This window comes from Dapis brunnea BLCC-M229 (genome assembly GCF_050015995.1).
Taxonomy (GTDB): Bacteria; Cyanobacteriota; Cyanobacteriia; order Cyanobacteriales; family Microcoleaceae; genus Trichodesmium.
Genome location: NZ_JBNHEP010000029.1, coordinates 18,803 through 45,759 on the forward strand (window position 1 = coordinate 18,803; position 26,957 = coordinate 45,759).

Consider the following 26,957-nt stretch of genomic DNA (forward strand, 5'->3'; position numbering starts at 1 on the left):
ACCTCTTCTTACAAAGGAGAAGAGGATTTCTTAAGAGGAAAAAATTACTGTGCCTTCTCTTTGTTCTTCTAACTGCTAAAATATTCTTGATTAGCTATTTCACTTAAACGTTTAAGGATGCGGAGTACATCAAAAAGTTCATTACCAGGATTACGGATAGCTAACATTTTTGATGTGGCATATTGGGGAATTTCTGTTTTGACTAGCTTGACAAAAATGAAACTACCACCTGTAACAATTAAACCATAATTAGGATGTTCAACATGGGGACTAGCTAAGAGATAAGTTAATAGTTGAGCCAGACCAGCTTCTATGGAAAACTCGGCTCTTTTTGATTCAATAATCATTACCCATAGATTTTCTTTCAGAACAAGAGTATCTATTCGACCTCTAATAATTACTTCTTTATCTGCCAGTTCTAGATTAATAGATTGTTCAGAACGAATATGATAGGGGTAAAGAAAAAATTTCCCGATAAACAAAATCGGATCGACTATTGCCATTCTGACAATATCTTCTAAAAAAGGTGGATATTCTAATAAGTTAAAATATCCTTCTTGAACTTGATTTAGTAGTTCTTTTTCCAAGTCACTAATCTCTGGCAAATCATCTTGCCATTCTCGAAAAAATTGTTCATCTCTGACTAATTTTAAGCCAAAGTTATCTGATAGATAACGCAGACTTACTTCTTGGGATTGAATAGTTTGAATCATATTCTTGAGACTAGGGAGTAGGGTTTTACCAAATAATATCATGTCCGCTTGAATAGTTAGAGCTTGCTGAATAAATATAGAATCCTCAAAATACTAAATTTTTATTCACTTTTTGGGATTTTCCCTCACTACCAGGCTGGAAAAATGCAGAAAAATTAACACTTGCAACTATTTCCTATTCCCTTTTCTCTTAATTTTCATAAACTAAATTTCCCGTCACATAAGTAGCTTTAACTGCCCCTTCATTCCCTAATATCATCAGAGTAAATAACTCATCAACAATATCAGTTAATGAATCAGGATTATTTCGAGCATTCCGCAACTTTAATAATGGAGTTACCTTTGTATCTATAACAACTAAATCTGCTTCTTTTCCTGCCTCAAAATTCCCAACTTTATCCTCTAGAGATAGAGATATTGCTCCTCCTAAAGTAGCCAGATAAAAAGCTTTCAAAGATGATAAATTTTGCCCCTGTAATTGAGAAATTTTATAAGCATCATTCATCGTTTTAAATATTGAAAAGCTAGTACCACCTCCCACATCTGTACCTAAACCAACTTTGACTGGATTATTTTCAGATTTTGCTCTGTTTACTGGGAATAAACCACTGCCTAAAAATAGATTTGAAGTCGGGCAAAATGCAATAGTTGAACCAGCTTCTGACAGTCTCTCAAATTCAGAATCGCTGAGATAAATACAGTGAGCAAAAATTGATTTATCGGTTACTAAGTCAAACTTTTCATAAACATCTAAATAGTCTTTGCTATTAGGAAAAATTTGAGCAACTTTCTCAACTTCTGACTGCTGTTCGGATAAATGAGTATGTACATAAACATCTGGAAACTCTTGTTTCAGAACTCCAGCTAGATGTAATTGTTCTGATGTAGAAGTAATAGCAAACCTGGGAGTAATAGCATATAGAAGTCTACCTTTACCATGCCATTTTTTAATCAAACTTTTGCTATGTTGGTAACCAGTTTCTGGAGTATCCATCAAATAATCTGGAGCATTCCGATCCATGAGCATTTTACCAGCAATTATGCGCATATTTCGTAGTTCTGCTTCTTCAAATAAAGCATCGACTGACTGAGGATAAATTGTAGTTAAAACTAAGGCAGTTGTCGTACCATTTTGTAAGAGTTGGTCAAGAAAAAATGATGCTATTTTTTGAGCATAGTTTTTGTCTTTAAATTTTCCTTCTGCTGGAAAAGTATATTTATCTAACCATTCCAAAAGTTGTCTACTAGAGGAAGCAATTATTTCTGTTTGAGGATAATGGATATGAATATCGATAAATCCTGGTAAAATTAGCATTCCTGGATAAGAAGTAACAGGGATTTCAGCATATTTATGCTTTAATTTATTGTAGGTATCTAGTTCTTGAATTATTCCTCCAGAGATAATCATTAAACCATCATTGATATACCGAATAGTTTCTAACTCTGAGTAATAAAACGGATCATTAATAAAATCTAGAAATGAACCTCTAATTGCTGATGTTTTGAGATTTGTATTTTGAGTCATTTCAATTCCCTTCCTAAATCTAAATCATTGGTTTGCGACCGTATATGTAGAAAGTCGTTATATCATTCCAGATACCTTGGTCAGTTTGTAACACTTTTAATTCATTTTCAAACTCTAGTTTAGCTTGTTTCAATTGCTCTGTTGAAAGCTGTGATAAAGGATGAGGATATTGCCCTGGTGCAGGATGAGAAGTTCCAGACCACATTTTTTGTGCTTCTTCTAAACTAATATAATTACCATCTTGTTCCACTTGAATTTCAATTGACTCAAAATTCGCTTTTTTAAGCAGGTCTTGACATTTTTCAACTGTTCCAGTTGGTTTACTCATCAAATATGAAATACCATATTTTTCCAGAATTTTTTGTGTAATAACTCCACCAACAAAAGCCGTTTCAGCAAAAGCTTGAATTCCTAGAATACCCCCTGGTTTGAGAAATTTACGCCAAAGAAGCAGAGACTTAATTAGATCGGACATCCAAATAAATGCAGATGCACAAAAAATCCGATCAAAATGATTTTCTGGAAAATCAATATTTTCAGCATCAGCTAGTAAAAATTCTAGATTATTTAGACTCATAGTTTTTGCTTTATTTTGGGCTTGAATAATCATTCCAGGTGCAATATCAATCCCAATTACTTTTCCTGTTTCACCCATTAATTGAGCTGCTGCAATAGCACAATGACCAGTTCCTGTGGCAATATCTAAAATTTTTTGACCGGGATTTACTTGTCCATGTTCAACTAAATGATTGGCAATTCTCCAGTGCCAATGACTATTATCATATCTCTCACTTCTTCTAGTATATAAGTCTGCTATTTCTTGTTTATAATTATTTAAGTTAAGTTGATTCATAAAAAAATCTCAAATTAATTGTGACAAAAATTTTAATTATAATATTTAATTTTGACTAACTACAATAAAAATTATCCTATATATTAATTTACTATAAGTTTTTCTAAGAAGACCTCTAGTTAGGCAATAACTTCTACTCAAGGATCGGAAATAATTTATATTGGACTAAGTTTTTCCTTCCCATCCTACTCGACTGTTTCACCTAAAATAGTGCATTAGGGAGTAGGGGAGCAGGGGAGTAGGGAAGTAGAGGAGAAAGATTGTTGTTGGGTTTCGTCCCTCAACCCAACCTACATCTATTGCAATATTTAAGATGAAACAGCAAAATTGTAGGGTGCGTTAGACGGCTTAAGTTAAGACTATGAAAGGAATTAAGCAATCCGTCGTAACGCACCATTTTAGCTGTGTCGGTCCACTACGGAATGCTCCGCAAACGACCGCTTTTTCTCCATGAATGGAGAGGCTTTATACCTGAATTTTTCGGTAAAAAAATTATTCCTACAAGATAAAATATATTTAAACTTTTCCCCTACTCCTTACTACCACTACTGACCAAAAAATAAGGTCTCAAACCTCCCATTTTAAGAGTATGAAAAAAATCAACTTCAGTATTTCAAACCTCTGTACTGATAACTCATAACTGAAATGAACTAACTATTTGAATCATAAATATTTAACTAGAAATAATATTTTTCCAGAAGAGACTATTTTTTTGTTTAACTTATCTGTTAAAATTAAATAATATTCGGCTATTCTATTATAGCTGAACTTTAGTCAAAATATTGAATTCAGTAAGGGTTAACAATTGTGGGATTCAAAATCGGTTTGTTGGGATTAGGTACAGTCGGTACAGGGACAGCAAAAATTTTGCTATCCCCACAAGGTCGCCATCCTTTAATTCAGGAACTGGAGATATACCGAGTGGGAGTGCGCGATGTATCCAAAACTAGGGATATAAATATATCTCCAGATATTTTAACAACAAATTTAGAGGCGATCGCTACTGACCCAGATGTAGACATAGTAATAGAACTCATCGGTGGGTTGGAACCAGCAAGAAGTCTGATTCTAAAAGCTATCGAACATGGTAAACACATCGTTACCGCCAACAAAGCTGTCATCTCTCGTTACGGTCCAGAAATTTTTGAGGCAGCTAACGCTAAAGGTGTTTATGTCATGTTAGAAGCAGCAGTGGGAGGCGGTATCCCAGTCATTCAACCTCTCAAAGAATCTCTGGGAGTAAATCGCATTCATTCTGTAATCGGTATTATCAACGGAACTACTAACTACATCCTTACCAGAATGCAAAAAGAGGGAGCAGATTTTGCAGATGTTCTAGCTGATGCTCAAAAGTTAGGTTACGCAGAAGCAGACCCCACTGCTGATGTGGAAGGGTTGGACGCCAAAGATAAAATCGCCATTCTTGCTTCTCTTGCTTTTAGTGGTCGAATAAAATTAGAAGATATCCACTGCGAAGGGATTCGTCAAGTAACCGCAGCAGATATTGCCTATGCGGATAAACTAGACTTCGTAATTAAATTATTAGCGATCGCCAAGCGAGACCCCAATAATACCAACTCCAGCACAGAGGAACTACAACTAAGAGTACATCCTACTCTAGTTCCCAAAACTCACCCCCTTGCCAGTATCAACGATGTTTACAATGCTATTCTGATCGAAGGAGAACCCATCGGACAAGTGATGTTTTTTGGCCCTGGTGCTGGTTCTGGTCCGACTGCAAGTGCCGTCGTTTCCGATATTATGAGTATTGCTGCTATCCTGCAAACGGAAACCGAACCTATTCCCCACCCATTATTAAGTTGTACCCACCAACATTATTGTGAAACAGCACCGATGACCGAACTTGTCACCAGATTTTATGCTCGTTTCCTTACGAAAGATAACTCTGGTGTCATTGGTAAACTTGGTACTTGTTTCGGTAAGCATGATGTCAGTTTAGAATCTGTGGTACAAACAGGAATACAAGACCAACTTGCAGAAATAGTTGTTGTTACCCATGATGTAAGAGAAGGTAACTTCCGGCAAGCATTAGAGGAAATTCAATCATTAGATGTTATTGATAGCATTCCTAGTGTTTTGAGGGTCTTGTAGAAACAAAAAAATCAGATGGAAATTAAACACCAACTTAGACAGGACTTACGCATGAGGTAGGAAAAACTACGATTTGAGATTGCTTCCCTGTCGGTCGCAATGACAAAAATACGTTGTACTGCGTAAGTTCTATTAGAAAAACTTAACTTGAAAATAGACTTCTCCGAAATTTAATCTCAAACCTTTGTAATGAAGAGTAAAGCTTAGTTTCTGGAGATGTCTAATGAAAAGAATGATCAAAAAGTTCTTCAGATGGTTACCCATTACTATAGGGGTTTGCTTATTGTTGGTGGCGACTAATCATGCGTCTCCTCGTTCTCCTGTTGTTAAAGAGAATATGCAGGGTATTTGGATGACCAATGTTGCCACAGCATTTCTACATCACACCACATTCTTAGATGAAATCCTACATCACCTTTCTCTTTCAGGATATGACCGTGTTTACTTTAGTGTTTATGGTTTAAAAGGAACGCTCTACCCGACTTCTCACAGTTCTACTCACTTTCTATTGCGTCCTCCTTTGACTAATCCTCTCAAAGCAGCAGTGCAAGAATCTCGTCGTCAAGGATTAAAGCCTTATGCCTGGTTTGAATATGGTATGATGCTTTATCCTGGAAATACTATTGCTAAGAAACATCCAGACTGGTTACTTAAAACAGTAGAAGGGGAAACTGTAGAAGATGGAAATGTTTGGCTAGATCCAACTCATCCAGAAGTTCAAGAATATATCTTAGGTCACATAGATGATATTTTGAAAATCAAAGGGTTAGAAGGAATTCAACTAGACGATCATTGGGCTGTTCCCAAGACTTTTGGTAATAGTAATCAACGTCAGGCGTTAACAAAGTTAACCCAAAAGGTGTATAGTCACATTAAAGCTAAAAATCCCCAACTCGTGGTTAGTCTTTCCCCTAACCCTTACAACTTTGCTGTCTCAAAATACAATCAAGATTGGTTGTCGTGGGTGGAACAAGGCATAGTAGATGAAGTAGTATTGCAGGTTTATCGCCCAACACCAGAAGCGGTAATAGCAAGTTTATCAAATTCTGGTATTTACACTGCTTCTTATTATGTGCCAGTTGGAGTTGGTCTCTCAGCAACCTGGAATGTTGTTCCTTTCTCACTTAATACAGTAGAAAAACAGGTTGAAGCAGTTAAGCAACAAGGCTATGGTTATTCGATCTTTAGTTGGGAATATTTGGTATTACGTCGTTTAGCACAGTTTTTTTGACAGAGGAGGAAGAGTATCCAGCTTTTAAGGGAATTAGCGATCGCTAACTTTCGTAAGCATTCAGCAGTCAGCTTGAAAGTTTGAAACTATTTGTGACAGCTTTAAAGTAAATTGGTATAAATTGGTTTCCGTTGCTTTAACCTCCTGGGTTCCCTCCACCAGGAACTCCACCACTTCCAGTTGCTCCAAAATGTCCTTCATTAAACCATTCAGATTTAATTAGAGACCACCAAGCAGCGGTAAGTCCAGCTAAAACATAGTCGTAGGGAAGCCATCCATAACCTTTAACTCCCCAGTCCTCTCCCCAAGAGTTCCGAATTAAAAATGCACCTTCGGAATATTTTTTGCGGTCAGCACATTGGATATACTGGAAATCATCGTAACCAACTGCAACAATTGTATGTCCTCCAACTACTTTATCGCTTTCTGGATCTGGAAACGGAATATGACCAGGGTCATTTGAGTCATCATAGACAGAGCGATACATTGTGAATCCAAATATACAAGGGAAGCCAGCAGCTAGAACAGCTTTAATTTGAAACAGCAAAGTTTCTTTTTGAATACCTGCATAATCTAAAAGAAAGTATTTGAGTGACTTATAGTTTTGAGCATAGGCATAACAGTATGCAGGAGGTTCTTCGTTTACTTTATCTTCATCATAAGACCAAGAATCTTCCGGTGGGACACCGTATAATGCAAGTGCTTTCATTGTTTCTCGTATAGATGAGCCCACATCTTCGGTAACATTCATTTTGTTACGTGCAGCTTTGTATAGAAATAAAGGAGAGGCATCTATTTTCTTGTTAAAAGCTCTATTGACAAAGTACTCATATAATGAAATGGCTGCAAACGCTGTACATGAATTTAGTGAACCTTGGTCTCTAACTGGACAACACCAAAAGCTCAAATCTACAAGACTAGGAAGAAGACTATATTGCTTTTTATTTGTATCTTGACAATTAGATTTAATTTTTTTTAAAACATCATTATCAACAATTGGAATACTTAGCTCTAAGGTTGGGAAAAGTTCTGAATTTTCTGAGTCTGAATTTTCTGAGTCTGAATTTTCTCCATAATCAATTTCAAACAAATCCTGCTTATCAAATATATTTATATTCGATTGACTTGCCTCATTTGTTTGAATTTCGTCTTCAAATTTTTTAATTTGTTTCTCAAAGTGATTGAAATATTTTGTTATTAGAAAACATAAAAATATCTGGCTCTGATATTTATCCTCATCTTTAGAGTTGTTTTCCACTTCTTCTTCAGGTGACTCTATCTGATCTTTAGAGTTGTTTTGCATTTCTTCTACAAGTGACTCTATCTGCATTTTCAGAAGATGCAGTGATTTTTGAATTGCAGCTTCAGCTAGTCCAGCTAATTGATTGTCTTCGTCACTGATTTCGAGATTAGAATTGTCTAAAAATAATAAAGCATTTTCAAATTTATTCAAACCTTCTTCTATCAATTCTTCAAATTTTTTATTTTTAAACTGTGCTAAGGGATATAACATTTTTATAGCACTGGAAACTATTGGCTCAATTAAATAAGAATCACGGAATGCTTCTATTATTTCCGGGTACAGAAAGGGTTTGTTATTATTTTTGCTTTTAATTTCTGACCACAAATCTTTTGAAGCCTCTGTTTTTAATTTTTCCAGTGGACTTATGCTGAAATTAGGATTTAAGAAGCTTTTTATAGTAGCTTTATTTATAGTTATTTTAGATGAATCATCGGGGATGTCTAGTGTTGAATCATTATTTTGACTTTTATATTCATCATATTTTTTGATAATGCCTTGAAAAACTCTTTTATATTCGTCGTTTAACCGATTCTTAAAAAAATCTGTTTCTCCAACTCCAATTTTTTCTAAAAAATCTTGTTCAAAAATAATGGGATATAATTTATATTTTGTGGATTTTGAAATCTCGTAATTTTCTTGATATTCTTTATATATATTTTCTACAGCTTTTTTAATAAGAAAATCTAATAATGTATCAATGGCTATACTTGGTATTAACGAAGTTACAGAAACAAATCTAATTTTTGAGATCAGCTTATTGTTTAAAGATATACTATTGTTATACTGATAATCCGATGATGTTTGTTGTTTTTTATCTTTAGAAAAGTGCTCATTTAAAGTCATATAAGTTTCTAATCCAAAAATACCGTCTTGTTGGATATTTTGGTTTTCCTGGAATTTTTTTACAAGTGTTTGAGTTGTTAAATCATAATTTTCTTTCCTCATCCACTTAAAAACTTCTTGGGCTTTCGTAAAATCGACTTCCTGCTCTCCAGTCTTTTTAGTTTCTTGTTTTTCTATTTTTAAAAGACTGAGATACTTTTTGAGTTCGAGTATTTGCTGTCTAGATAGGTTGTTTTGATCGGGTACTTTGTTAATCAGTTCATTTTCTGGAAGAAATGAATATCTAAAAACTTTATGTACTTTAACTTTAATAAAGATAATCTCGTCGAAGATTTCATTTTTTAATTTATCTATTATATTCTGAGTATTTTTTTCGTTTTTACTAGATATTGGAACTTCATTGGTAGTATCTTCGGGAGTATCTTGACTTTTTTCTTTTAACTGTTCTTTAATTGTCTTCAGTTCTTTAATTGTCTTCAGTTCATTATTCATTTCCTCTATTAATTTAAGTAAATTGCTCGCTTGTTTTTCAACTAAAGCTGTCTTTTCTTCTACTTTTAATCTAACATTTTTTTCATTACCAATAGAATAGTCACGTAAATCTGGATATTCTGGAATCCAGCCCAGTCCTCTATCCTTCCAGTTTTTATTTGGCATTTTTTTCTCCTCTATTATTAAATGAATAACACTTTTATGGTTATTAAATCTTTGAGAAAAGTATTTCAGGAATAATTAATTGGCTTAAATAAATAGGTAGGCATTAAAATTAGTTAAATCCCTATCTAACAAAATGTAAACGTCTCCTCAGCTCAAAAAACCCTGATTAAAGCTTGTAGTATTGCTTTAGCCCCAAGTTATAGATATTATTTTATAGGCTAGACCAATACTACAAACAAAAACTTTACAAAAAGTAATTGTAATTATCCTAAAATGATATTAGTCACCTTTAAATATCATTACAAATATCCTTCGGAGCATTAGGATTATTTTTCAGATAGTCACTCAACCAATTACATCCATACTTTATAAATCCATCCAAGGTTAAATTCTCAACATTCCATAGAAGTGCAATCTTATCTGAACTAGCACTGGCAAGCATCTTACCATCAGGGCTAAACTTCACAGAGCTAACTGCCTGGTTATGCCCTAATAGGGGGGTGATTAATGTGCCATTGAGCTTCCAGACTCTTATTGTACCATCATCGCTAGCGGTAGCAATTATTTCTTGATAAGGATTAAAATCCATGCCCCCAATTGCAGCAGTATGACCGTTAAAGTCCAAAGGAGAACTGAGAAGAACGCCATCTAGATTCCATAATTTCACAGTTTGGTCTTCACCAGCAGTTGCAATAACCTGCCCATCAGGACTGAAGCGAATGCTGTAGGCTGAGAATGGATTGTGTGCTTCCCAGCTATCTAAAGAATTTCCATCAGAATTCCAGAGTTTCAAGTATCCATCCTGATCCACAGAAGCAATCTTCTTGCCATCAGGACTGAAACTTACATCCATAACGGCATTCTTATGTCCTGTAAGTGTTTCAAGTTCCTGTCCCTGTAAATTCCAAAGCTTTACAGTCTGATCTCTACTACTAGAGGCAATTATCTCGCCATCTGGACTGAAAGCGAGGTTCACTACAGAATCATTATGCCCTGTGAGTGTTTGAAGTTCCTGTCCCTGTAAATTCCAAAGTTTGATTGTTTTGCCGTAACCGTTAGAAGCAATCTTTTTGCTATCTGAACTGAAATGAGCCTTCAAAACGGCTTCATCATGTCCTTGAAATGTTTGAAGTTCCTGACCATGTAAATTCCAAAGTTTGACCGTTTTGTCTGCACTAGCAGTTACCAAAATATTATTTTTAGGGCTAATGTCGATACCGTAAACTTCACTTTTGTGCCCAACAAAATGAGTCAGCAAATCATTTGAAGGCCAAATTTTGACTTTTCTGTCATTGCCTGCAGATATAAGAGTTTTGCCGTCTCGACTAAAATTAACACTGTTGACTCGATCTTTATGTCCTTCTAAAGTTTCTAATAGTAAACCGTCTTTACTACGCCGTAGTTGTACTTTTCCATCTTGATATGCAGTAGCAATAGTTTGACCATCTGGACTAAAGCTTACATATGTAATTGCAACTGAATCTTTGTTATTCACGGGGGGAAACACTGGTTCTTTAGTTTTTTTATTCCAAAGGATGAGTCTTTTGTCTTTTCCAGCAGAGGCAATAGTTTGTCCATCAGGACTAAAACTAACACTCATTACTTTATCCGTATGTCTAGTGAAAGTATCAAGTAAATTACCTTGGATATCCCATAGTTTTACTGTATTATCAGCACTAGCAGTAGCTATTGTTTCACCATCTGGACTAAAGCTGATTCTGAAAATTTCTCCCTTATGACCTTTTAAATCCTTCAGCAAAACACCATCTAGTGTCCAAAGCTTTGCTATTTGGTCAGCACTAGCGGTAGCTATTGTTTTACCATCTGGACTAAAACTAACACTCCAAACAACATTTTCATGGGCATTGAAAGTATTTAAAAGCTCTCCTTGTTTATTCCAGAGTCTGACAGTCTTATCTCTGCTAGCAGTAGCAATAGTTTGACCATCAGGACTAAAACTTACATCCACAACATCTGCTGTATGTCCTTCCAATGTAACAAGTTCTTTACCATCAGTACTCCAAAGTTTAGCTGTGTTGTCGAAACTTGCGGTGGCAATAGTTTGATCGTCGGGACTATACTTGACTTGCTGAACAAAACCTTGATGATTTTCTAAGCGGTTGCTTTCTCTTACCCAGTAAATTGCACTCAATGCTTCCATAACTTCTAGTTTGAGCTTGGCATCATTTCTCCACCAAATGGAATTTTTCAATTTCTTACCTGCTCGCAAAGCACCAATCAACGGATCAAAGGAATATCGATTTGAGGTAAAAAGTGCTTTAGAGGATGCACTGAGAGCTTGAATCTCACTCTTTATTGAATTCTGCCATTGCCACCCAGCTATTCCAGCTAAACTCAAAGCTATAAAGGAAAAAGCACTCAACCCAATAATTGTCAGTTGTCGCCTACGTTCCCGCTCTTTTTTCTCCCTATCCCTTTCTTTAAAACTAACCTGAATAAAATTTCGCTCTTCCTCTGTCATCTCCCCCCCACGTTTACGCAACCAATCTTCCGCCACACTCAACCGCACACCCCGCAATAACCCTCCCAGATCATTGTTATTCTTTTTCCACTCCCGTAATGTCACCTTCAACCGTTCTTGCCATGTCCTAAACTCACGGTTAGCATCGATCCACCCCTGCAAAGTTCCCCACTCTCGAATTAAAGCTTCATGTACCACCTCTACCGTATCTTCTTCTTCCCGCCTCCCCGTCACCACCAACCGCGCTTGATACCCCGCCAAATAACTCACCAAATTCCAATTATCTTCCCCCACTTCTCCACGAGTAGCAACACGCCGAGTATCTTCTGTACCTTCCCCCGGACGTACTAACTGGAGAAATATTCGCTCTGCCTGTTTTTTCTCTGTCTCTTTTAATTGTTGAAAAATTTGTTCTGCATGATTAGCGATCGCTTTTTTTACCCCTCCTATTTCTTCATAAGCATGATGAGTTAATACTCGGTTTTCTTGTTTTGACCACAACCTAGTCAAAGCAAATTCTAATAATGGTAAATTACCCGGTTCTTCTCCCACATCATCCAAAATTCTTTCCGTTAATTTTGCCTCTAATTGTACCTCTGATTTTTGAGCAGGTAATTCAATTGCTTGTTGTAACTCTTCCCGTTTCATCGAACTAAGTAACTGTGGCGTATATTCCTGCAAAGCATCTCGAAACGGACGATAAGAAAGCACATATCCATAAAAATCAGCCCGCAAAGTTAAAATAAGTTTGACATTTTCTTCCCGAATAGCTGTTAACAATACCTCAGCAAAACGTTCCTGTTTTTCCTTTTCCCGACAAAGGGTATATAATTCCTCAAATTGGTCGGCAATTAACAATAATTGTTGACCATGATTACGTTCTAAAATGCGATTAACTACCTGTGACAAAGTGATTCTACCTTCCTGCATATCCCTAGCTAATCCCGTTGCCTCCCGTAATTTTTGCGTTTCACCAGCTTCCGGTTCCAATTGTCCAACCAACACAAAAGCTAAAGATAAAAACGGTTCTTTCCCAGGCAAAAATGACTCAATCAACCATTTTTTTTCTGTTCTCAATTGAGGAACTAATCCCGCATATACCACAGAAGATTTACCACTACCACTAGGTCCAACTACAGCAATTAAAGGTTGTTTATGAGTAACTTCAACTAACTTATTAACAAACTTTTCTTGCCCAAAAAAGAAGTCAGAATCTTCCTCTTGAAAAGCAGATAAACCTTGATAGGGATTAGGGGGAATTACATCATCCTCAGTAATTAAATTCTCATCATTTATAGAAGTATCAGTTAAATGTTTTTTCTTTAAAATGGGAGTTTTATCTTCTAGATAACTCATCATTTGGGAGCAACCTAATTCATAAGCTTCCTCCACCTCATAATCAGCAGCAAGAGCATCATAAAAAGCCACAGCAAAAGCCACAGCAGCATTATCTCCCACCGCCTTATTCATCCCAATAACATAATTAACATATTGACTAATAGCCTCCGCTTGTACTTCTGAATAACAGGCATTTAAAAGTACACATTCTACACTTTTTTTAGCAAACAATTTAAACATACTAGCCAGAGCATCTGTCTGAACTAGCACCATTTGTCCCGTGTCATCTTCGAGAACAATACCATCTTGTCCCGCACCATGTCCACAAAAGTGAACGATATGAGGTTGATAATCTAAAATAGCTCGATAAAAGTCACGGACACGAACAGCCCATTTTTGTTGTAATTGAAATTTGTCCCGTTTATTAGCTCGGTGTAACCCTTCGTCTATTTCTCGTATTTCTTGGTCTAATCTTAAGGGGGCAGTATTTTTGGGATTAGCTGCGAGGATGAGGATAGTTTTGGGATTGGAATTATTGGTCATTTTAGTTATCAGTTAGCCTCCTCTGGAGGAACTTCGTTAACAGCGATCGGTATCTCCTGCTGTATTGCGAGATTTAAGACTCTAATTTTTCGGTCATTAAATTATTTTTTAATAAAATTGAAATCATTCCAGTGTAAATTAGAGCTTCACTAATCTTAGGTAAGCGATCACTAATCTTTCTATCTTTAAATAAATTTTGTCTAATAGGGCAAATATATAGCAGTTTTCATTCACATAGAATATAACTATCAGGTCTGTAACTTATCAAACTTCAAATATACTTATCTTGTTTCTGTAATCTACCTTTATGAAAACCGCTATAAATATGCTACCCTAATATTTGAGCTTTTATTCTTCACTCATAATTTTAGGAACTTTAAAAAAGTCCCCATCTTGTTCTGGAGCGCAGGAGAGAATTTCTTCTCGGTTAGGAAAAGGTTCCAAACGATCGTCACGAGTAATATTACTAACATCAATTGCCCTAGTAGTAGGAGGCACAGTTTCCGTCTCTAACTCACTCAACTGTTCAAAATATTCGAGAATACTACTTAACTGAGTAGTAAATTTTTCTTCTTCTTCTGGTTTGAGTTTTAATCTAGCTAAATGTGCAACTTTACGCACTTGTTCATTGTCTATAATCATCAGTAACTTTTCCTATTTTCAAAACTATAAAATTCTGGCGTGATAGATGACTAAATTTAAGTTTTAATTTGGAGGCGTTTGTTGTTTTTTGTCTGCTTTACCCCCAAATCTACCTTGTCTACTTTCCCACCTTGTAAGCTACTCCCTATTCCCTACTCCCTACTCCCTAATTAGAAAAATACATCTTTATTTGAACGCCCAGTAGTTTTCAACCAGTTTTGAGCTTCAATATAATTATTAGGAGCTAAACTAATTGCCTGTTTCCAATATTCTGCAGCTTTATCAAACCAGCCATCCGCTTCTTCTGAGTTACCTCTTTCTTTTGCCTGTTCTCCTCTATAATGAAAAACAACAGCAATATTATTTAAAGCTTGAGGCATTCTGGGATTATTTTCTAATGCTTCATGATAATATTCCAATGCTCGATCGTGTTCCCCATTACTAGCATGAATTAAGCCTATATTATAAAGAATATAACTCCGGTCATTAGGGTCCTCTTCTAATTTTAAAGCTTCATAATAATTGTCTAAAGCTTCAGCATATTCTCCATCAGCTTGTGCCGACATTCCATCACGATAATAGGCAAAAGCTTCTTTAGCTTGATAATTTGTTGGTAGTAGCTTCAAAATCAAATCTGCCATAACCGTAAATGACTTGTCAATGAAATTATCATTACGTTGAGTTCTGGGCATATTACAACTCTATATTCTCAGGTACATAAACTAGAGTAGAACAATTTTGAAAAGTATGTGCAACTTCTTAGAAATATCGGCCAAAAATTTATCTAATTAATAGACCTCTCCAATAATAAAAAATAAAGTAAATTATAGCACATAAATTATCAATTCTTTCCCCCTACTCCCTACTCCCTCAATACTTATATTGACAATCTGTTAAATATTTTGCCCATACATAACCTTCTATTGGACGAATAATTCTTGTCCAATTTTCACCTTCACTACCATCAGTAACTCCAATAGCCACTACTGTATCATTTTCCAGGATGCCAATTACTTCGCCATTTGGTCTATCTCGGACATTCAGAGGTGAATCAGTTGGGTCTGATACTGTACAATAACCAATAGGAGTTTGAGCCAGTTGATATTTTGGAGTTGGCACAATCTTTGTTTTAGGGGTAACAGCTAGGACAACTGTATTAAAGCCTAATAAACATAGAGAAGCACAAGCAGCATTTATTAGATATTTTTTCCAGTTATTCATATTTTGTTTCCTCTTTTGGATTGACTATAAAATATAATTATACCGTAAGCATTCAGCTGTTAGCTATTGATTGTGCTACCCGATCGAAGCTTTAGTTAATAATATCAAAACTGAAATTTATGAATAACAATATAACAGAAAAACAAACTCCAGATCCCAATCAAATTACTGAATAATTAATAATTAATAATTATTAATTAAATACCTTGGTTAAAAGCCTCCCCTTGACAGGGGAAAAAGCGGTCGTTTGCGGAGCAGTCCGTAGGATGGGATGGCGAGGTCTCCCGCTCTTGCAGAGCCACTTCGTTAACGCCATATCCAATCGACCAAGAGAAAAGTGCTAGGATATTTCCTTATATTCAATTCCCGTAAGGTTTTAACCAGAGGTAATTATCCATTATCCATTATCCATTAATGAAAAATATTCTAGTTTTAGGTGCAACAGGGGGAGTAGGTCAAATAGTAGTTGCCAAATTAATCGCCCAAAATTATCAAATTATTGCCATAGTTAGAGATATGGAAAAAGCTCAAAAGTTATTTGGTGATTCAGCAAATATCAAAATTTTTCCAGGAGATGTTCGCGAACAAAAATCCTTAGAAAAATGTCTGGCAAATCAACAAATAGATGCCACTATTTCTTGTCTCGGAACTACAGCTTTTCCTTCAACTAGATGGTGGGGAGGTAACAATCCAGAAAATACGGATTATTTAGGCAATCAAAACTTAATTAATGTGATGCCTCCTAATTTAAAACGATTTATTTTAGTTTCTTCAGTAGGAGTCGAACGTTCCGACCAATTTCCTTATAAAATTCTCAATTTATTTGGAGTTTTAGATTATAAATTAAAAGCAGAAAACTTATTAAAGAGTTCTGGTTTACCTTACACAATTGTTAGACCAGGTAGACTAACAGACGGTCCTTATACTTCTTATGATTTGAATACATTAATCAAGGCAACAAGTGAAAATCGCCAAAAAATAATTGTTGGTCAAGGAGATAAATTACTCGGTGAAACCAGTAGAATTATTGTTGCTGAAGCTTGTGTAGAAGCTCTCAAATTAGACTGCACAATTAACCAGACTTTTGAGATAATTAATCAGGCTGGAAAAAACGAAATTCCTGATAATGATAAATCCTTATTTTGGCAAAGATTATTTACAAAAGCACAATCAAATAATTCTTTATAGTAGTAGGTTGGGTTAAGCGACAGCGCAACCCAACAAATAGAACTTTATTGCTTATTGTTAAATCAAATTCCTGATAACGATAAGTGGTACTTAGAAATTCTATTGTTGGATTGACGCAGGAAACCCAACCTACAAACTGATGATGATAAATCCTTATTTTGGCAAACATTATTTACAAAAGCACAATCAAATAATTCTTGATATTAGTAGGTTGGGTTAAGCGACAGCGCAACCCAACAATAGGCACTCCAAAAACTTACAGTGATGAGCGAATACCACGTTGTACAGTTATTAACTATTAAAAACTATTTTACTGCACTTTAGAAATTATACTGTTGGGTTTCCTGCGTCAACCCAACCTACAAACTTCTTCCTTACTTCTAATTTTACGACACAGCAAAACCCGAATATTGCCGTTTGTAAGGTGCAAGAAAAGCCAGAATAATATCTGATTTTGGCACCCCTAAATCTAATAATTCATTAGCAATACCAATTTCTGTACCATCATGTTGTATCCAGATTTTTTCATCTTTAATATCTATTTGCAACACACAACCCCGTACTCTTCTATTGCCATGCCAACCTACATTTAGAAGTTGATAATGGTCTCTTTGTTCGTCAAAAATAACTTGTACTTCTATATCTCCATAAGATGGTTTGTATTGACTATACTCAGTAATAATATTTTTGACATAATTCCTATATTTGATTAATTTTTCCATTCCACAATTACCTCATTTCCAGGATTGTAAATAATCAATTTTATTTGATTGTCTGCAACTGCTACTTGAGTAAATACAAGAGTAAAAAAAGCTTCATAAGTATCTTCAGAAACAGCTAAATATAGAACTCTTTCCGGTTCAATTCTTCTTAATACTGTTCGGTAGTTAATAAATTGCCCCAAAGCACTATGAAATTCTGAAATTAGTGATCTTCGAATAAAACTTTTAATTTCAACAGCAATTTTTTTTCCATCTTTTTCAGCGCCAACAATTCTTTCAGCACCTAAATCAACATACAAATCAACTCCACCAAATTCTAAGTAAAGAGGGTCATCAGTAATAACCCAATTTTCTTTGATTAAGGCATTTTTTACAGCATCATGGAAAACATCTTTAGCAGGCATAATTTACTACAACTTTACAACTTTAACACTTGATATTGCACGCCTGTTTCAAAAATTCTTACCCCTCCACCTTCAGCAACAGTCTGTCTTAAAGCTTGAGCATTACTAACAGTAACTCCTGCCAAATAATCAATCCCAAATTCCTTTAACTCTGCTAACCAAGGCATAGTCGGACCCATCAAAACTAACTGAGAATTTTTTGCCAATTCCACTAACCGAGGAAAAGTCTTATTAGCAATAGAAGTCGCTGTCAAAAACACCCATTCCGCCTCCGGTAACAAATATTCTGATGCGGTGTCGGGAAGGTCGTCCGCTCCCGGTTGCCGTTCGATGACAGTCATCTCCACCTCATTCTCATAACGAGATAACCGGGGATACCTACCAATAATAGCCACTTTTTTTCCACGAATCATTGGTAGAAAATATTCAAATACTGCCAAATTTCCAGGTCCGTAAGGAGATAAAGGTTCTGCTTGAGTCGGAAGTAGCGATCGCCCATTTATTTCAGCATTAATAGCTGCCATTCCCACAGTTGCTTCAAAGCTATTCCAAGACCTTAACCAGGATGCCAACTCTTTCGCAGGTTTATTAACCAGAGTTCCCGACCAAGGCAACGTGCGTGTAACTGTACCCGGACTCATACATAAACCAATACTTTCAGTTTCACACAGAGTCCAGGTTAAACCGATTAATATTTCCTTTATGGGAGTATTAGTATTCCCATAGTCTAACAATAAATCGTATATTTCTTTTGGATGCACCATAGTTATTTCAGTTATTAGTTCTCAGTTCTCAGTAATTATTAAATCTGTGATTAAAGGTAAATGATCTGAACCTATATTTTTACCACTTTTTGTTCTGACAACCCTAATATCTTGACTTACCAAACAGTGGTCTATTGGAATAGATAATAACGGGAGAAAGCTTGGCCAAGTAGGAATCATACCAAAGCCTTTTCGTGCATTATACAGTCCAGAATTACTAATCAACTCTTTGTAATATGGAGACCACATCGTTATATTCAAATCCCCAATAACTACTATTGAGCTTTTCTGATGTGTTATATGATTAGCAATTTCTGATAGCTGTTTATTCCGCAAATTAAACCCATATTTTCCAATACCCCAGCTGGGATGGGTTGCTAATATTGAGAGAGTTTTTCCCTGAATCTCGATTTGGGTACTTACAGTTTTTCTTCCTCCCCCTAAATCTTGTATTGATGTATTTTTTAGAGGTATTTTACTATAAACTGCTATTCCCAAATTTACATTTTTATCGAAAGCAATTTGTGGCTCTTGATGAATCATCCAATAAGAATAATCTTTTTGTAAAAGTTCTAATTTTTCTGCCCAAGCATCAGTCACTTCTATAAATATCGCTAGATCGGAATTTTCTTCTTTTACTTGAGAGATTAATCGCTCATACTGTTGGTTCTTATAGAAGACATTCGCTTGCAAAAATCTGATTTTTCGATCGCTCGGATATTTGATTATATCTGGGGAAATATAAAACGGGATTACTTCTAATAAATTAATCGTCAGGCAGAATAAACTAATCAGCAACCAGAGAGAATTGCTAACCCATAAAAAAAATAATATCCCCAATAAGCTCAAAAATGTATATTGGATTTTCAAATGACAGGTTAGTTCGAGCAGATAGTGAAACTTTCCTAAATAACTAGCCAGAGAACATAGAGTCACTAAGACGATAGTAATGACAAAAATCAAGTATATTAGTTTTTCTATCCCCAAAATATCCATCAAATGTCCTGTTAATTAAAGATATCCAAGATTAGATTTGGAATGGTCTTATACCAATTACCAAAAGTAATGCTATACTTCAACAGTCAAATAATTACCAAGATTAAAAGTCTGTTTTTGACAATTATTAGTCGGTTAGTAATTAGGGCTTGCTGAATAAATATAAAAGCATTTACATATAAATATTTTAGCCTTTTTAGGTCTTTAAAAAGTACCTAGTTTTTAGATCTTCATGCTCAAAAAGGAGCACATTTTTGGCAAGAGTTGGGCAAAAAAATTACTCCCCTGCTCCCCTACTCCCCTACTCCTTAAAAAAGACTTTTTCAGCAAACCCTAATTATTTTTCCTACTTTTCCTCTCCCCACACCTCCCACACTTCCCCATCCTATCAGATATAGCATTCTTTTTGAGAAATGGTCTTATTGCGGAAGTGCAAGAACATTTATACTTCCACCCGGAGGACATAATTTTTCGATCGCCTCCTTTGTCATCATAATTGGATATTTAGCGGTTAAATGTATTAGTCGATATTTAGCGTCTTTTAACTCAGCAAGCAATTTCTCTAACTGTTTTTCCTCTTCCTCATTCTGACGAGCCATCTCAAGAATTATCTTGGGGGAATCTCGTAAAAGAAGTTTCCTTGCACCTTTGAGAACAGCTAGTTCGTAGCCATCCACATCTAACTTAATCAGCTCGACTCTCTTGTGGGGGTTCTTCTCGAAATATCCATCAAGTGATATCCCTTGACCCCCATCAGTCGTCATTAATCTTCCTTTGTGTTGTGGGTGCGTCAATTTGTCCTCGCTCACCGACAGATTCCAACTCGAATACACAAAAGATGGTAGTTCTTTTTCCTCTTCTAGTAACATCATCTGCTCAGTCTTAACCCGATTGAGCAAATGAGGGTTTAAAGATAAATTATTCTGTAACTTACCATAAGCCCATGAGGTTGGTTCAAAGGCAATAACACCTCCATTAACTCCCACATATTCAGCTAAGGGAAGGGTTAGTGCGCCGATGTTTGCACCGATATCCACAACAAAATCTCCCGGCTTGACAATACGCTTTAGTTCCTTGATTGTTTCTGGCTCGTAGACTCCTAAATAAATGGCAAGGTCTATACCCTCTTTTAAATCAAGAGACCAATGTAAACCTCGACGATATACTTTAGTAGTTGATGAAAGCCCAAAAATTCTTCTAGCCCCAACAATCAAATTACTAATCAATCGGGCAATTGTGATTTTTTTCTCAGTTGGAAGTCTCACCATGTCATTTCAGTTATCAGTTATCAGTTATCAGTTATCAGTAGCTCTGGCTGTTTGCGCAGCATGACCGAGGAAACCCAGAGGCTTGAAATACGGAAACTTACTTTTTTCATCCCCTTAAAAGGGGAGGCTTTAGACCTTATTTTTTGGTAAAATTACCTTTCGTTAATTCACATCATCCTAAAGAAATCTTAGCAAAAGTATCCCTGAAAGGGGAAGGCTTCAGACCCACTTTTTCGGTGAAGCCTTTCAATATTTTTCTCCAATGGCACGTTATACCAATTCACTTTAAAGATGTGAAATACTTTCCTCAAGTTGCTGTAGTGTCAAAGTTCTGAGTCTATAAAATCTTACTTTTGACTGTTGACTTCCGTGAAACGGTATCTGAGTCTATAAAATCTTACTTTTGAATTTTGACTTTTGAATTTTGACTTCCGTAAAGAGGAACGCCACCTCCCTCGCTAGACTGGTAGGCTGCTTCAACGCAGGACATTGTGGCGAAGGCATCTTCCACCGAAGTGGGCAAGGGGCGAGATGGGTCTTCCAACTTGCACATCAGGCTGGACATGGAACCAATGAAGGCTTCTGGGAACCACGACCCCCGAATATCGTAGCTTTGCCACCCCGCTTCCTCTTCCCCCTGCAACAGGCAAACTTCAAATTCATCGCTAGTTCCCTTGGGATAATCCATCATCACCCCCAGGCGGATCTTGATGGCTCCTTGGGTGCCCTCGAATTTCAAATATGATTCCTGATGTTTCAGACCAAACTTATGAGCATGATTAGTGTTAATGGTAGCCCGCACAAACTCCCCATAGTCCAACATTAAGGTCGTGCGCACTGAGGCTATCTTGATTAGATCGGGATGCTTTACTGTTTTTGCGTAAACCCTCTTGGGGTCTCCCAAGAATGAGCGGATGAGGTCGATATAGTGGATGCTGTGGTAAAGAATTTCTACCCGCTGGCACTTTTCAAAGAAATCCCATAAATGCCAAGGGGTGTCAACCGTAACCCGCATCTCAATGTCGAGAAGCTCGCCCAGGCAACCTTCTTCGATCAAGTGGCGAGCTGCTATCACAGGCGGTGCTGTGCGCAACTGAAAATTAACTGCCGCAGTGTATTCCCGTTCGCGACAGATGCTTAACAACTGACGTGCCTGAGCTAAATCCTCGCCCATGGGCTTTTGGATCAATATCCCAGCTCCTCGCGGAAACTTGGGCAGCAGTCCCGGTAAAGCCGAAGCTGGTACAGCAATATCAAAGACTGTGTTTGCTGGAGCCTGGGCTACCGCCTGTTCAACACTAGCGTAAACTTTGGGAATGGAGAATTTCTGAGCCAGGGAGACTGCTTTCTCCTGCTTGATATCATTAATTCCTGCTACCTTAAAACCAGCGATCTGATAGGCTGGCAGGTGAGCATCGGACACAATGCCACCAGCACCGATAATTACTATGGGTCGTGGCTGCTCAGGCATGATAATTTGGTCATTGATCTGCATGAGTGGCACCAAAATATTACTATTTAGGGTTTGCGTATGGAAAATCTTTTGGTAAGGGTAGAAGTCAGGATTCATATAGAGTCCGGTTATATAATTTAAGTGTTTAACCTTATTTTATATGAGGGTTTGAAGACTAAATGATATCAAATCCGCCTAATTGCACATAGAACCAATAACGTCATAATCAGGATTTTAAGCTATTAGGCATCTCCAATAATAAAAAATAAAATCAATTATCTTAGATAAATTATCAATTATTTCCCCCTACTCCCTACTCCCTACTTCCTACTGGAGATGTCTATTGATTGTGAGGTTATTTAACCGGATTTGATATGAGGGGTCTGACCCTTAACTCCAACGTTATAGTTATTATGAGGGGTCTGACCCTTAACTCCAACGTTATAGTTATTGAAATTTTTGGATGATATAGAATCTGGTAATATAGTATGTGTTCATAGTAAACCAGTATTATTAACTAAGCTATAGATAAATACTAAAAATTTCTGAAAAAATTTCATTAATTTCTCACCTGCTAACCTCTAAACCAGTATATAAAATCATATTTAAAAGTTGGAAACCGCCTTGGATATGTTTAATATTTGATTTCCCATAAGTTCTTGGTAAATATTCTACAGGAATATCCTGAATAGTTAAGCCACATTTTTTGCACCCAATGAGCAAATCAAAATCCCCAAAAGGATCGTATTTACCAAAGTTTTCCCAATTAGCAACTATCTGGAGATAGTTTTCTTTGGTAATAGCTTTAGTTCCACAAAGGGAATCCTTAATTTCAACTTCTAATATGATTGATAGCAGTTTAGCAAAAAAGCGATTGGCAAGTTGATTGAACAATGGCATCGTTTTCAATGATACTGAATGGGTGAGTCGCGATCCATTCGCTAATTGACAATTACCTGAAGCGATCGCCTCGAAAAATTTGGTTAACTCATTTGGGTGAACAGTTAAATCGGAATCTAGAATAATCAGAACATCACCTGTTGCCATGTTAAAACCCTGACGAACAGCATCACCTTTTCCTTTTCCATTATTCTGACATATTTTGATATCCCATTGCTCCTCATATAAACTCTTAATTCTCTTGATTTCTTCCCAAGTATTGTCTGAGGAATTACTCTCAATAAATATAATTTCTGTATGTTTACCTAGTTTTGGCAGTTGAGTAATGCAATCTTCAATAGTACCAGCTTCGTTTCGGGCAGGTATAATTACACTTGCTGTTGTTTGATAACTTGGTGCTTTTTTTGTTACCTCTAACATATATTACCTATCTTTGTTCTTTATAGTCATCTTTTGTGTAACCAAGCTGTGTTTTACCTAAAATGATATCAGACCAAATATATATTTGGACTATCAAAACTCATCAATCAGACTTAATACTACTAAGAATTAACCATTAATTTTGCAGCGATTTATACAGAGATTCTAACTTAGCTGAAACATCCGGAGGTTTAGCAGTAAAACGAATATAAAAATTACCATTTTCTGCTTTTTTCTCTAAAACTTTACCATAAACATCCTCACTTTCTTTTCCATCCCACACAAAATTAAGCTTAATATTAATCAAAGCTGGCGGGATATTTTCCCCTGAATTTACCCCCTGAATTTCTGCTTCTTTTTCCGACAACTTTACCAAACTTCCTTTATTTAAACAATCACCAACATTTTTGCCATCTAAAACTACATAATGTAAAGAAATAGCTTCTTTTAGAGGTAAATAAATTTCCTCTTCTTTTGTTAAAACTAAATTATATTTACCACCAAGACCACCCACATCATAAATAGTAATTGGTTGTTTAACTCCTTTTGGCATAACTTCTTTTTCACCATTAATTTGAATTATCGATCCTACTTCGTTTAAAGTAGTTCCAGAAATTAAAATTTGCCCTCCAGTAGTATAAGATTCAATTCGATAAGTTAAATTTACCTGACTGCCAACAATACCATATTTTGTCCGTTTCAAAGAACCAATATTACCTACAACAACTTCCCCTGTATTAATCCCAATTCCCATTTCTAAAGGTGTTAAACCCCACTCTTTCATCTGTTTATTTACAGGTTCCATTGCCAACTGCATATCAATAGCACAAGCAACAGCTCTTGTTGGATCGTCTTCTCTAGTAATAGGGGCACCAAATAAAACTAAAATTCCATCCCCCATAAACTCATCAATAGTTCCCTGATACTTAGTAATTACATCTGCCATATATCCCAAATAAAAGTTCAGAATTTTCACAACTTCTTCTGGTGGCAAACGTTCTGATGTGGCAGTAAAACCTCTTAGATCGGAAGTTAAAATTGTGATTTTACGACGTTCTCCTCCTAACTTTAACCCTTCAGGACTTTCTAATAAAGTAGCCACTACTTCGTCAGTTAAATAACGACCGAAAGTTTTGCGAATATCCTGAGCAGTACGAGCAATATAAGCTGTAATCGCAACTGCTGATGTTGTCATCCCTAAAAACGCGGGAACCACAGGCAACCACCAGTTCCACAAAAAAGCAATATAAGTGCTAGCAAATAAAACTCCACCAGCAACAAACATCGTAATTACTTTCCAAATAGAAAAATAACTAACACCACGAGTAGTTCGCCATTTCCAAGTTGTCGCTGCTCCTATTCCAGACCAAAATAAAATCCACATCCACTCAAACGGTTCCTCCCAAGTCTTAACCATAGAACGACCATCAATAGCAGAACTAACCAGTTGACTGATAATATTAGCATGAACTTCAACCCCACTCATAGGTTCTAAAGTTCTAATTAAGCTACTACTGTAGGGAGTAGAAAATAAATCCTTAGAACTTTGACCCACCTTCCCAATCAAAATAATCCGATCGCTCCCCCAGTCAGGAGGTACTCGGTCTTCTAAAATATCCATCATGGAAACAGTCTCAAAATGGCGAGTCGGACCCCGGTAATTTAAAAGAATTAGATAACCACCTGCATCTGCGCGTACATAACCACCATCATTAGCTTTAAATTGCTTTAGTACAGCTTTACCTAACTGAAATTTCTCATCATCAACTTTCTCTAGACTAATATCAAAATTCTCCAAGTAACGCAAAGCAATATGAGAAGCAAAACTCCAGACATTTTCCCCATTTTCAAGGGTGACAAGTAAATAACCTCGTCGAATCCTTTTATCTGAATCTACTTTTAAATCATTAGCACCTGACTGATTATTCTCCTCCAAAGCAGGTGCTGCGTCTATCACATCCCTTTGTCTATCCCCCACTACTTTTTTAATTCCAACTAAATTGGGGGTAGACTCGAAAACTTCCACTAATTCCTGATGACCAGGTTCTACAGGTACATCCCGATAAATATCTAAAGCAATAACTTTTGGCTCCATTGCTTTCAATTTATTCAGCAATTTAGCATAAACAGCATCAGGAAAAATTGACTGCCCAATTGCTCTAAGGTCGTCTTCATTAATGCCTACAATAGCAATTCTATTGTCTGGATTTTCCAAGGGTCGCATCCGCATATATGCATCATAAGTGCGCCACTCCCAAAACTGTACTAAACCAACAAAACGTAGTAGGATTACCAAAACTGTGATACTGGGTGCGGTAATCCAAACACCATACCATTGACTAAAAAAATAAGTGCATTTATTCCATAACATCAGTTATTAACCACTTTTTAGGAAACAAACAGTTCAATAATTAATAATTAATTATTAATTATTACCTCTTCATGTAATAGAAGGATTAGGTTAAAAGGAATTTTTTCTTTTTTATCCATGAATAGAGAGGCTTTATAGCTGAATTTTTCGGCGAGCCCAATTTTACGTTCAAGTCAAAGTTAGACTGCTCCGAATCAATTTAGGAGCTTGTTGCAGCTATTACAATGGTAATTATATGTTATTCAAGTTCTATTTGACAACAGGATGCAAAAGGTTCAGAAGCAATTTCTTTTAATCCTACTGATGTTAATAATTCTTCCCACTCTGTAGGGTTAGAATTGCGTAACTCAGCTAAAGTGGCTATTGTCTCATTCCAAATTCTGGCTTTTGCGTATATTTCTGCTTGTTCAAGGGGAGTGGCATTTTTTAAGCTATTTTCTAAGTCTGAACTTATTTCTACTTTTTTGATAGTTCCCTCAACAAATTTGTCAGCACTGCGATCCCAAGGGTCAAAAACTATCGCAAACCTCCATGTATATTCTTGATTTTTTGTCAAATTTACATTTTTGGGCACAGTAAGTTTCACAATACCAGAAGTATTGGTAACATCTAAATTGGTTAAATATATAGTTTCACCAAATTCATCAATTATTTCAAATTCTGCTGACTTTGCTTCGTGTTCAGGAACATACAGAAAAATTTTCGGATTACTAGCGATTGTAGTTCCAGCATTATCATCTCCTGGCATTAGAGCTATCAAGTCACTTCTGCTAGGACCGCGAGTACCTCCACCACTGGTTCGACCTGAAGGCGATCTTTGTCCCCCATCAGGAAATTCTATACTAATTAGCAATTCTGGGGTTGACTGTGCTTTTGCCAATTGCCAACCTGAAAAAGTCACAATAATTGGAGATATTACTAAAGCTAAAAGTCCCCTAGACTTAATATTTGGCTTCCCCATAATCAATCACATCTCCTTTGATTAGATGATTTAACTATACTTGCCAT

At 36.2% G+C, this 26,957-nt stretch carries 20 protein-coding genes; 3 read left to right on the top strand and 17 right to left on the bottom strand.

Features of this window, described 5'->3' with window-relative positions:
- Positions 1–68: 68 nt before the first annotated feature.
- The 3 genes from ACP6PM_RS02840 to ACP6PM_RS02850 all read right to left on the bottom strand — a co-directional run bounded on the left by ACP6PM_RS02840 (position 69) and on the right by ACP6PM_RS02850 (position 3,091).
- The gene (locus tag ACP6PM_RS02840) at positions 69–713 is read right to left on the bottom strand and encodes a restriction endonuclease subunit R (protein ID WP_426581664.1); all 645 of its coding nucleotides are present in this window, start codon (positions 711–713) and stop codon (positions 69–71) included.
- 190 nt (positions 714–903) lie between these two features.
- On the bottom strand, positions 904–2,238 hold the full coding sequence (gene guaD / locus ACP6PM_RS02845; protein ID WP_426581666.1) for a guanine deaminase: 1,335 nt from the start codon (positions 2,236–2,238) through the stop codon (positions 904–906).
- Between the two features lie 19 nt (positions 2,239–2,257).
- The gene (locus ACP6PM_RS02850) at positions 2,258–3,091 is read right to left on the bottom strand and encodes a class I SAM-dependent methyltransferase (RefSeq protein ID WP_426581668.1); all 834 of its coding nucleotides are present in this window, start codon (positions 3,089–3,091) and stop codon (positions 2,258–2,260) included.
- Between the two features lie 807 nt (positions 3,092–3,898).
- Between ACP6PM_RS02850 and ACP6PM_RS02855 the strand changes: the two genes are divergently transcribed.
- Positions 3,899–5,203 (top strand): homoserine dehydrogenase, encoded by a 1,305-nt coding sequence (locus ACP6PM_RS02855; RefSeq protein ID WP_426581670.1) that lies wholly within the window; start codon positions 3,899–3,901, stop codon positions 5,201–5,203.
- Between the two features lie 223 nt (positions 5,204–5,426).
- Positions 5,427–6,434, top strand: a complete 1,008-nt coding sequence (locus ACP6PM_RS02860; protein ID WP_426581672.1) for a glycoside hydrolase family 10-like protein — start codon at positions 5,427–5,429, stop codon at positions 6,432–6,434.
- 136 nt (positions 6,435–6,570) lie between these two features.
- On the opposite strand, the gene ACP6PM_RS02865 is transcribed toward ACP6PM_RS02860, so the two are convergent.
- From ACP6PM_RS02865 to ACP6PM_RS02885, 5 genes are all read right to left on the bottom strand, one after another.
- Complete coding sequence (locus tag ACP6PM_RS02865; protein ID WP_426581674.1) at positions 6,571–9,237, bottom strand: C1 family peptidase; 2,667 nt, start codon at positions 9,235–9,237, stop codon at positions 6,571–6,573.
- 289 nt (positions 9,238–9,526) lie between these two features.
- On the bottom strand, positions 9,527–13,600 hold the full coding sequence (locus ACP6PM_RS02870; protein ID WP_426581676.1) for an nSTAND1 domain-containing NTPase: 4,074 nt from the start codon (positions 13,598–13,600) through the stop codon (positions 9,527–9,529).
- A gap of 348 nt (positions 13,601–13,948) precedes the next feature.
- Positions 13,949–14,239: an Asp-tRNA(Asn)/Glu-tRNA(Gln) amidotransferase subunit GatC gene (gene gatC / locus ACP6PM_RS02875; RefSeq protein ID WP_426581714.1), complete on the bottom strand. Its 291-nt coding sequence runs from the start codon at positions 14,237–14,239 to the stop codon at positions 13,949–13,951.
- A gap of 173 nt (positions 14,240–14,412) precedes the next feature.
- Positions 14,413–14,934, bottom strand: coding sequence for a photosystem I assembly protein Ycf3 (locus tag ACP6PM_RS02880; protein WP_426581678.1), 522 nt, complete (start codon positions 14,932–14,934; stop codon positions 14,413–14,415).
- Between the two features lie 178 nt (positions 14,935–15,112).
- Positions 15,113–15,463: an SH3 domain-containing protein gene (locus ACP6PM_RS02885; protein WP_426581680.1), complete on the bottom strand. Its 351-nt coding sequence runs from the start codon at positions 15,461–15,463 to the stop codon at positions 15,113–15,115.
- A gap of 414 nt (positions 15,464–15,877) precedes the next feature.
- Between ACP6PM_RS02885 and ACP6PM_RS02890 the strand changes: the two genes are divergently transcribed.
- Entirely contained in the window at positions 15,878–16,651 is a 774-nt protein-coding gene (locus ACP6PM_RS02890; RefSeq protein ID WP_426581682.1) for an SDR family oxidoreductase, read from the top strand.
- Positions 16,652–17,037: 386 nt separating this feature from the next.
- Here ACP6PM_RS02890 and ACP6PM_RS02895 read toward each other — a convergent pair whose 3' ends face one another.
- From ACP6PM_RS02895 to ACP6PM_RS02935, 9 genes are all read right to left on the bottom strand, one after another.
- The gene (locus ACP6PM_RS02895) at positions 17,038–17,373 is read right to left on the bottom strand and encodes a XisI protein (protein ID WP_426581684.1); all 336 of its coding nucleotides are present in this window, start codon (positions 17,371–17,373) and stop codon (positions 17,038–17,040) included.
- Positions 17,361–17,777 (bottom strand): XisH family protein, encoded by a 417-nt coding sequence (locus ACP6PM_RS02900; protein WP_426581686.1) that lies wholly within the window; start codon positions 17,775–17,777, stop codon positions 17,361–17,363. Before ACP6PM_RS02900 ends, ACP6PM_RS02895 begins: the two co-directional genes overlap by 13 nt.
- Positions 17,778–17,791: 14 nt before the next feature.
- Entirely contained in the window at positions 17,792–18,541 is a 750-nt protein-coding gene (locus ACP6PM_RS02905) for a Rossmann-like domain-containing protein (protein ID WP_426581688.1), read from the bottom strand.
- 21 nt (positions 18,542–18,562) lie between these two features.
- Positions 18,563–19,537 carry an endonuclease/exonuclease/phosphatase family protein gene (locus ACP6PM_RS02910; protein WP_426581690.1) on the bottom strand — a complete coding sequence of 325 codons (975 nt, stop codon included), beginning with the start codon at positions 19,535–19,537 and terminating at the stop codon, positions 18,563–18,565.
- Positions 19,538–19,956: 419 nt separating this feature from the next.
- Positions 19,957–20,805 (bottom strand): FkbM family methyltransferase, encoded by an 849-nt coding sequence (locus ACP6PM_RS02915; RefSeq protein ID WP_426581691.1) that lies wholly within the window; start codon positions 20,803–20,805, stop codon positions 19,957–19,959.
- A gap of 397 nt (positions 20,806–21,202) precedes the next feature.
- Positions 21,203–22,375, bottom strand: a complete 1,173-nt coding sequence (locus tag ACP6PM_RS02920) for a Gfo/Idh/MocA family protein (RefSeq protein ID WP_426581693.1) — start codon at positions 22,373–22,375, stop codon at positions 21,203–21,205.
- 450 nt (positions 22,376–22,825) lie between these two features.
- On the bottom strand, positions 22,826–23,578 hold the full coding sequence (locus ACP6PM_RS02925; RefSeq protein ID WP_426581695.1) for a glycosyltransferase family 2 protein: 753 nt from the start codon (positions 23,576–23,578) through the stop codon (positions 22,826–22,828).
- A 136-nt stretch (positions 23,579–23,714) separates the two neighbouring features.
- Complete coding sequence (locus ACP6PM_RS02930) at positions 23,715–25,949, bottom strand: CHASE2 domain-containing protein (RefSeq protein WP_426581697.1); 2,235 nt, start codon at positions 25,947–25,949, stop codon at positions 23,715–23,717.
- A 238-nt stretch (positions 25,950–26,187) separates the two neighbouring features.
- Positions 26,188–26,910 (bottom strand): DUF928 domain-containing protein, encoded by a 723-nt coding sequence (locus tag ACP6PM_RS02935; RefSeq protein WP_426581699.1) that lies wholly within the window; start codon positions 26,908–26,910, stop codon positions 26,188–26,190.
- Positions 26,911–26,957 lie beyond the last annotated feature (47 nt).

Excerpts from the sequence above, each read along its gene's own strand:
- ACP6PM_RS02840 (WP_426581664.1), bottom strand. The coding sequence starts at position 713 with ATGATTCAAACTATTCAATCCCAAGAAGTAAGTCTGCGTTATCTATCA.
- guaD (WP_426581666.1), bottom strand. The coding sequence starts at position 2,238 with ATGACTCAAAATACAAATCTCAAAACATCAGCAATTAGAGGTTCATTT.
- ACP6PM_RS02850 (WP_426581668.1), bottom strand. The coding sequence starts at position 3,091 with ATGAATCAACTTAACTTAAATAATTATAAACAAGAAATAGCAGACTTA.
- ACP6PM_RS02860 (WP_426581672.1), top strand. The coding sequence starts at position 5,427 with ATGAAAAGAATGATCAAAAAGTTCTTCAGATGGTTACCCATTACTATA.
- ACP6PM_RS02865 (WP_426581674.1), bottom strand. The coding sequence starts at position 9,237 with ATGCCAAATAAAAACTGGAAGGATAGAGGACTGGGCTGGATTCCAGAA.
- ACP6PM_RS02870 (WP_426581676.1), bottom strand. The coding sequence starts at position 13,600 with ATGACCAATAATTCCAATCCCAAAACTATCCTCATCCTCGCAGCTAAT.
- ACP6PM_RS02880 (WP_426581678.1), bottom strand. The coding sequence starts at position 14,934 with ATGCCCAGAACTCAACGTAATGATAATTTCATTGACAAGTCATTTACG.
- ACP6PM_RS02885 (WP_426581680.1), bottom strand. The coding sequence starts at position 15,463 with ATGAATAACTGGAAAAAATATCTAATAAATGCTGCTTGTGCTTCTCTA.
- ACP6PM_RS02890 (WP_426581682.1), top strand. The coding sequence starts at position 15,878 with ATGAAAAATATTCTAGTTTTAGGTGCAACAGGGGGAGTAGGTCAAATA.
- ACP6PM_RS02895 (WP_426581684.1), bottom strand. The coding sequence starts at position 17,373 with ATGGAAAAATTAATCAAATATAGGAATTATGTCAAAAATATTATTACT.
- ACP6PM_RS02900 (WP_426581686.1), bottom strand. The coding sequence starts at position 17,777 with ATGCCTGCTAAAGATGTTTTCCATGATGCTGTAAAAAATGCCTTAATC.
- ACP6PM_RS02905 (WP_426581688.1), bottom strand. The coding sequence starts at position 18,541 with ATGGTGCATCCAAAAGAAATATACGATTTATTGTTAGACTATGGGAAT.
- ACP6PM_RS02910 (WP_426581690.1), bottom strand. The coding sequence starts at position 19,537 with ATGGATATTTTGGGGATAGAAAAACTAATATACTTGATTTTTGTCATT.
- ACP6PM_RS02915 (WP_426581691.1), bottom strand. The coding sequence starts at position 20,805 with ATGGTGAGACTTCCAACTGAGAAAAAAATCACAATTGCCCGATTGATT.
- ACP6PM_RS02920 (WP_426581693.1), bottom strand. The coding sequence starts at position 22,375 with ATGAATCCTGACTTCTACCCTTACCAAAAGATTTTCCATACGCAAACC.
- ACP6PM_RS02925 (WP_426581695.1), bottom strand. The coding sequence starts at position 23,578 with ATGTTAGAGGTAACAAAAAAAGCACCAAGTTATCAAACAACAGCAAGT.
- ACP6PM_RS02930 (WP_426581697.1), bottom strand. The coding sequence starts at position 25,949 with ATGTTATGGAATAAATGCACTTATTTTTTTAGTCAATGGTATGGTGTT.
- ACP6PM_RS02935 (WP_426581699.1), bottom strand. The coding sequence starts at position 26,910 with ATGGGGAAGCCAAATATTAAGTCTAGGGGACTTTTAGCTTTAGTAATA.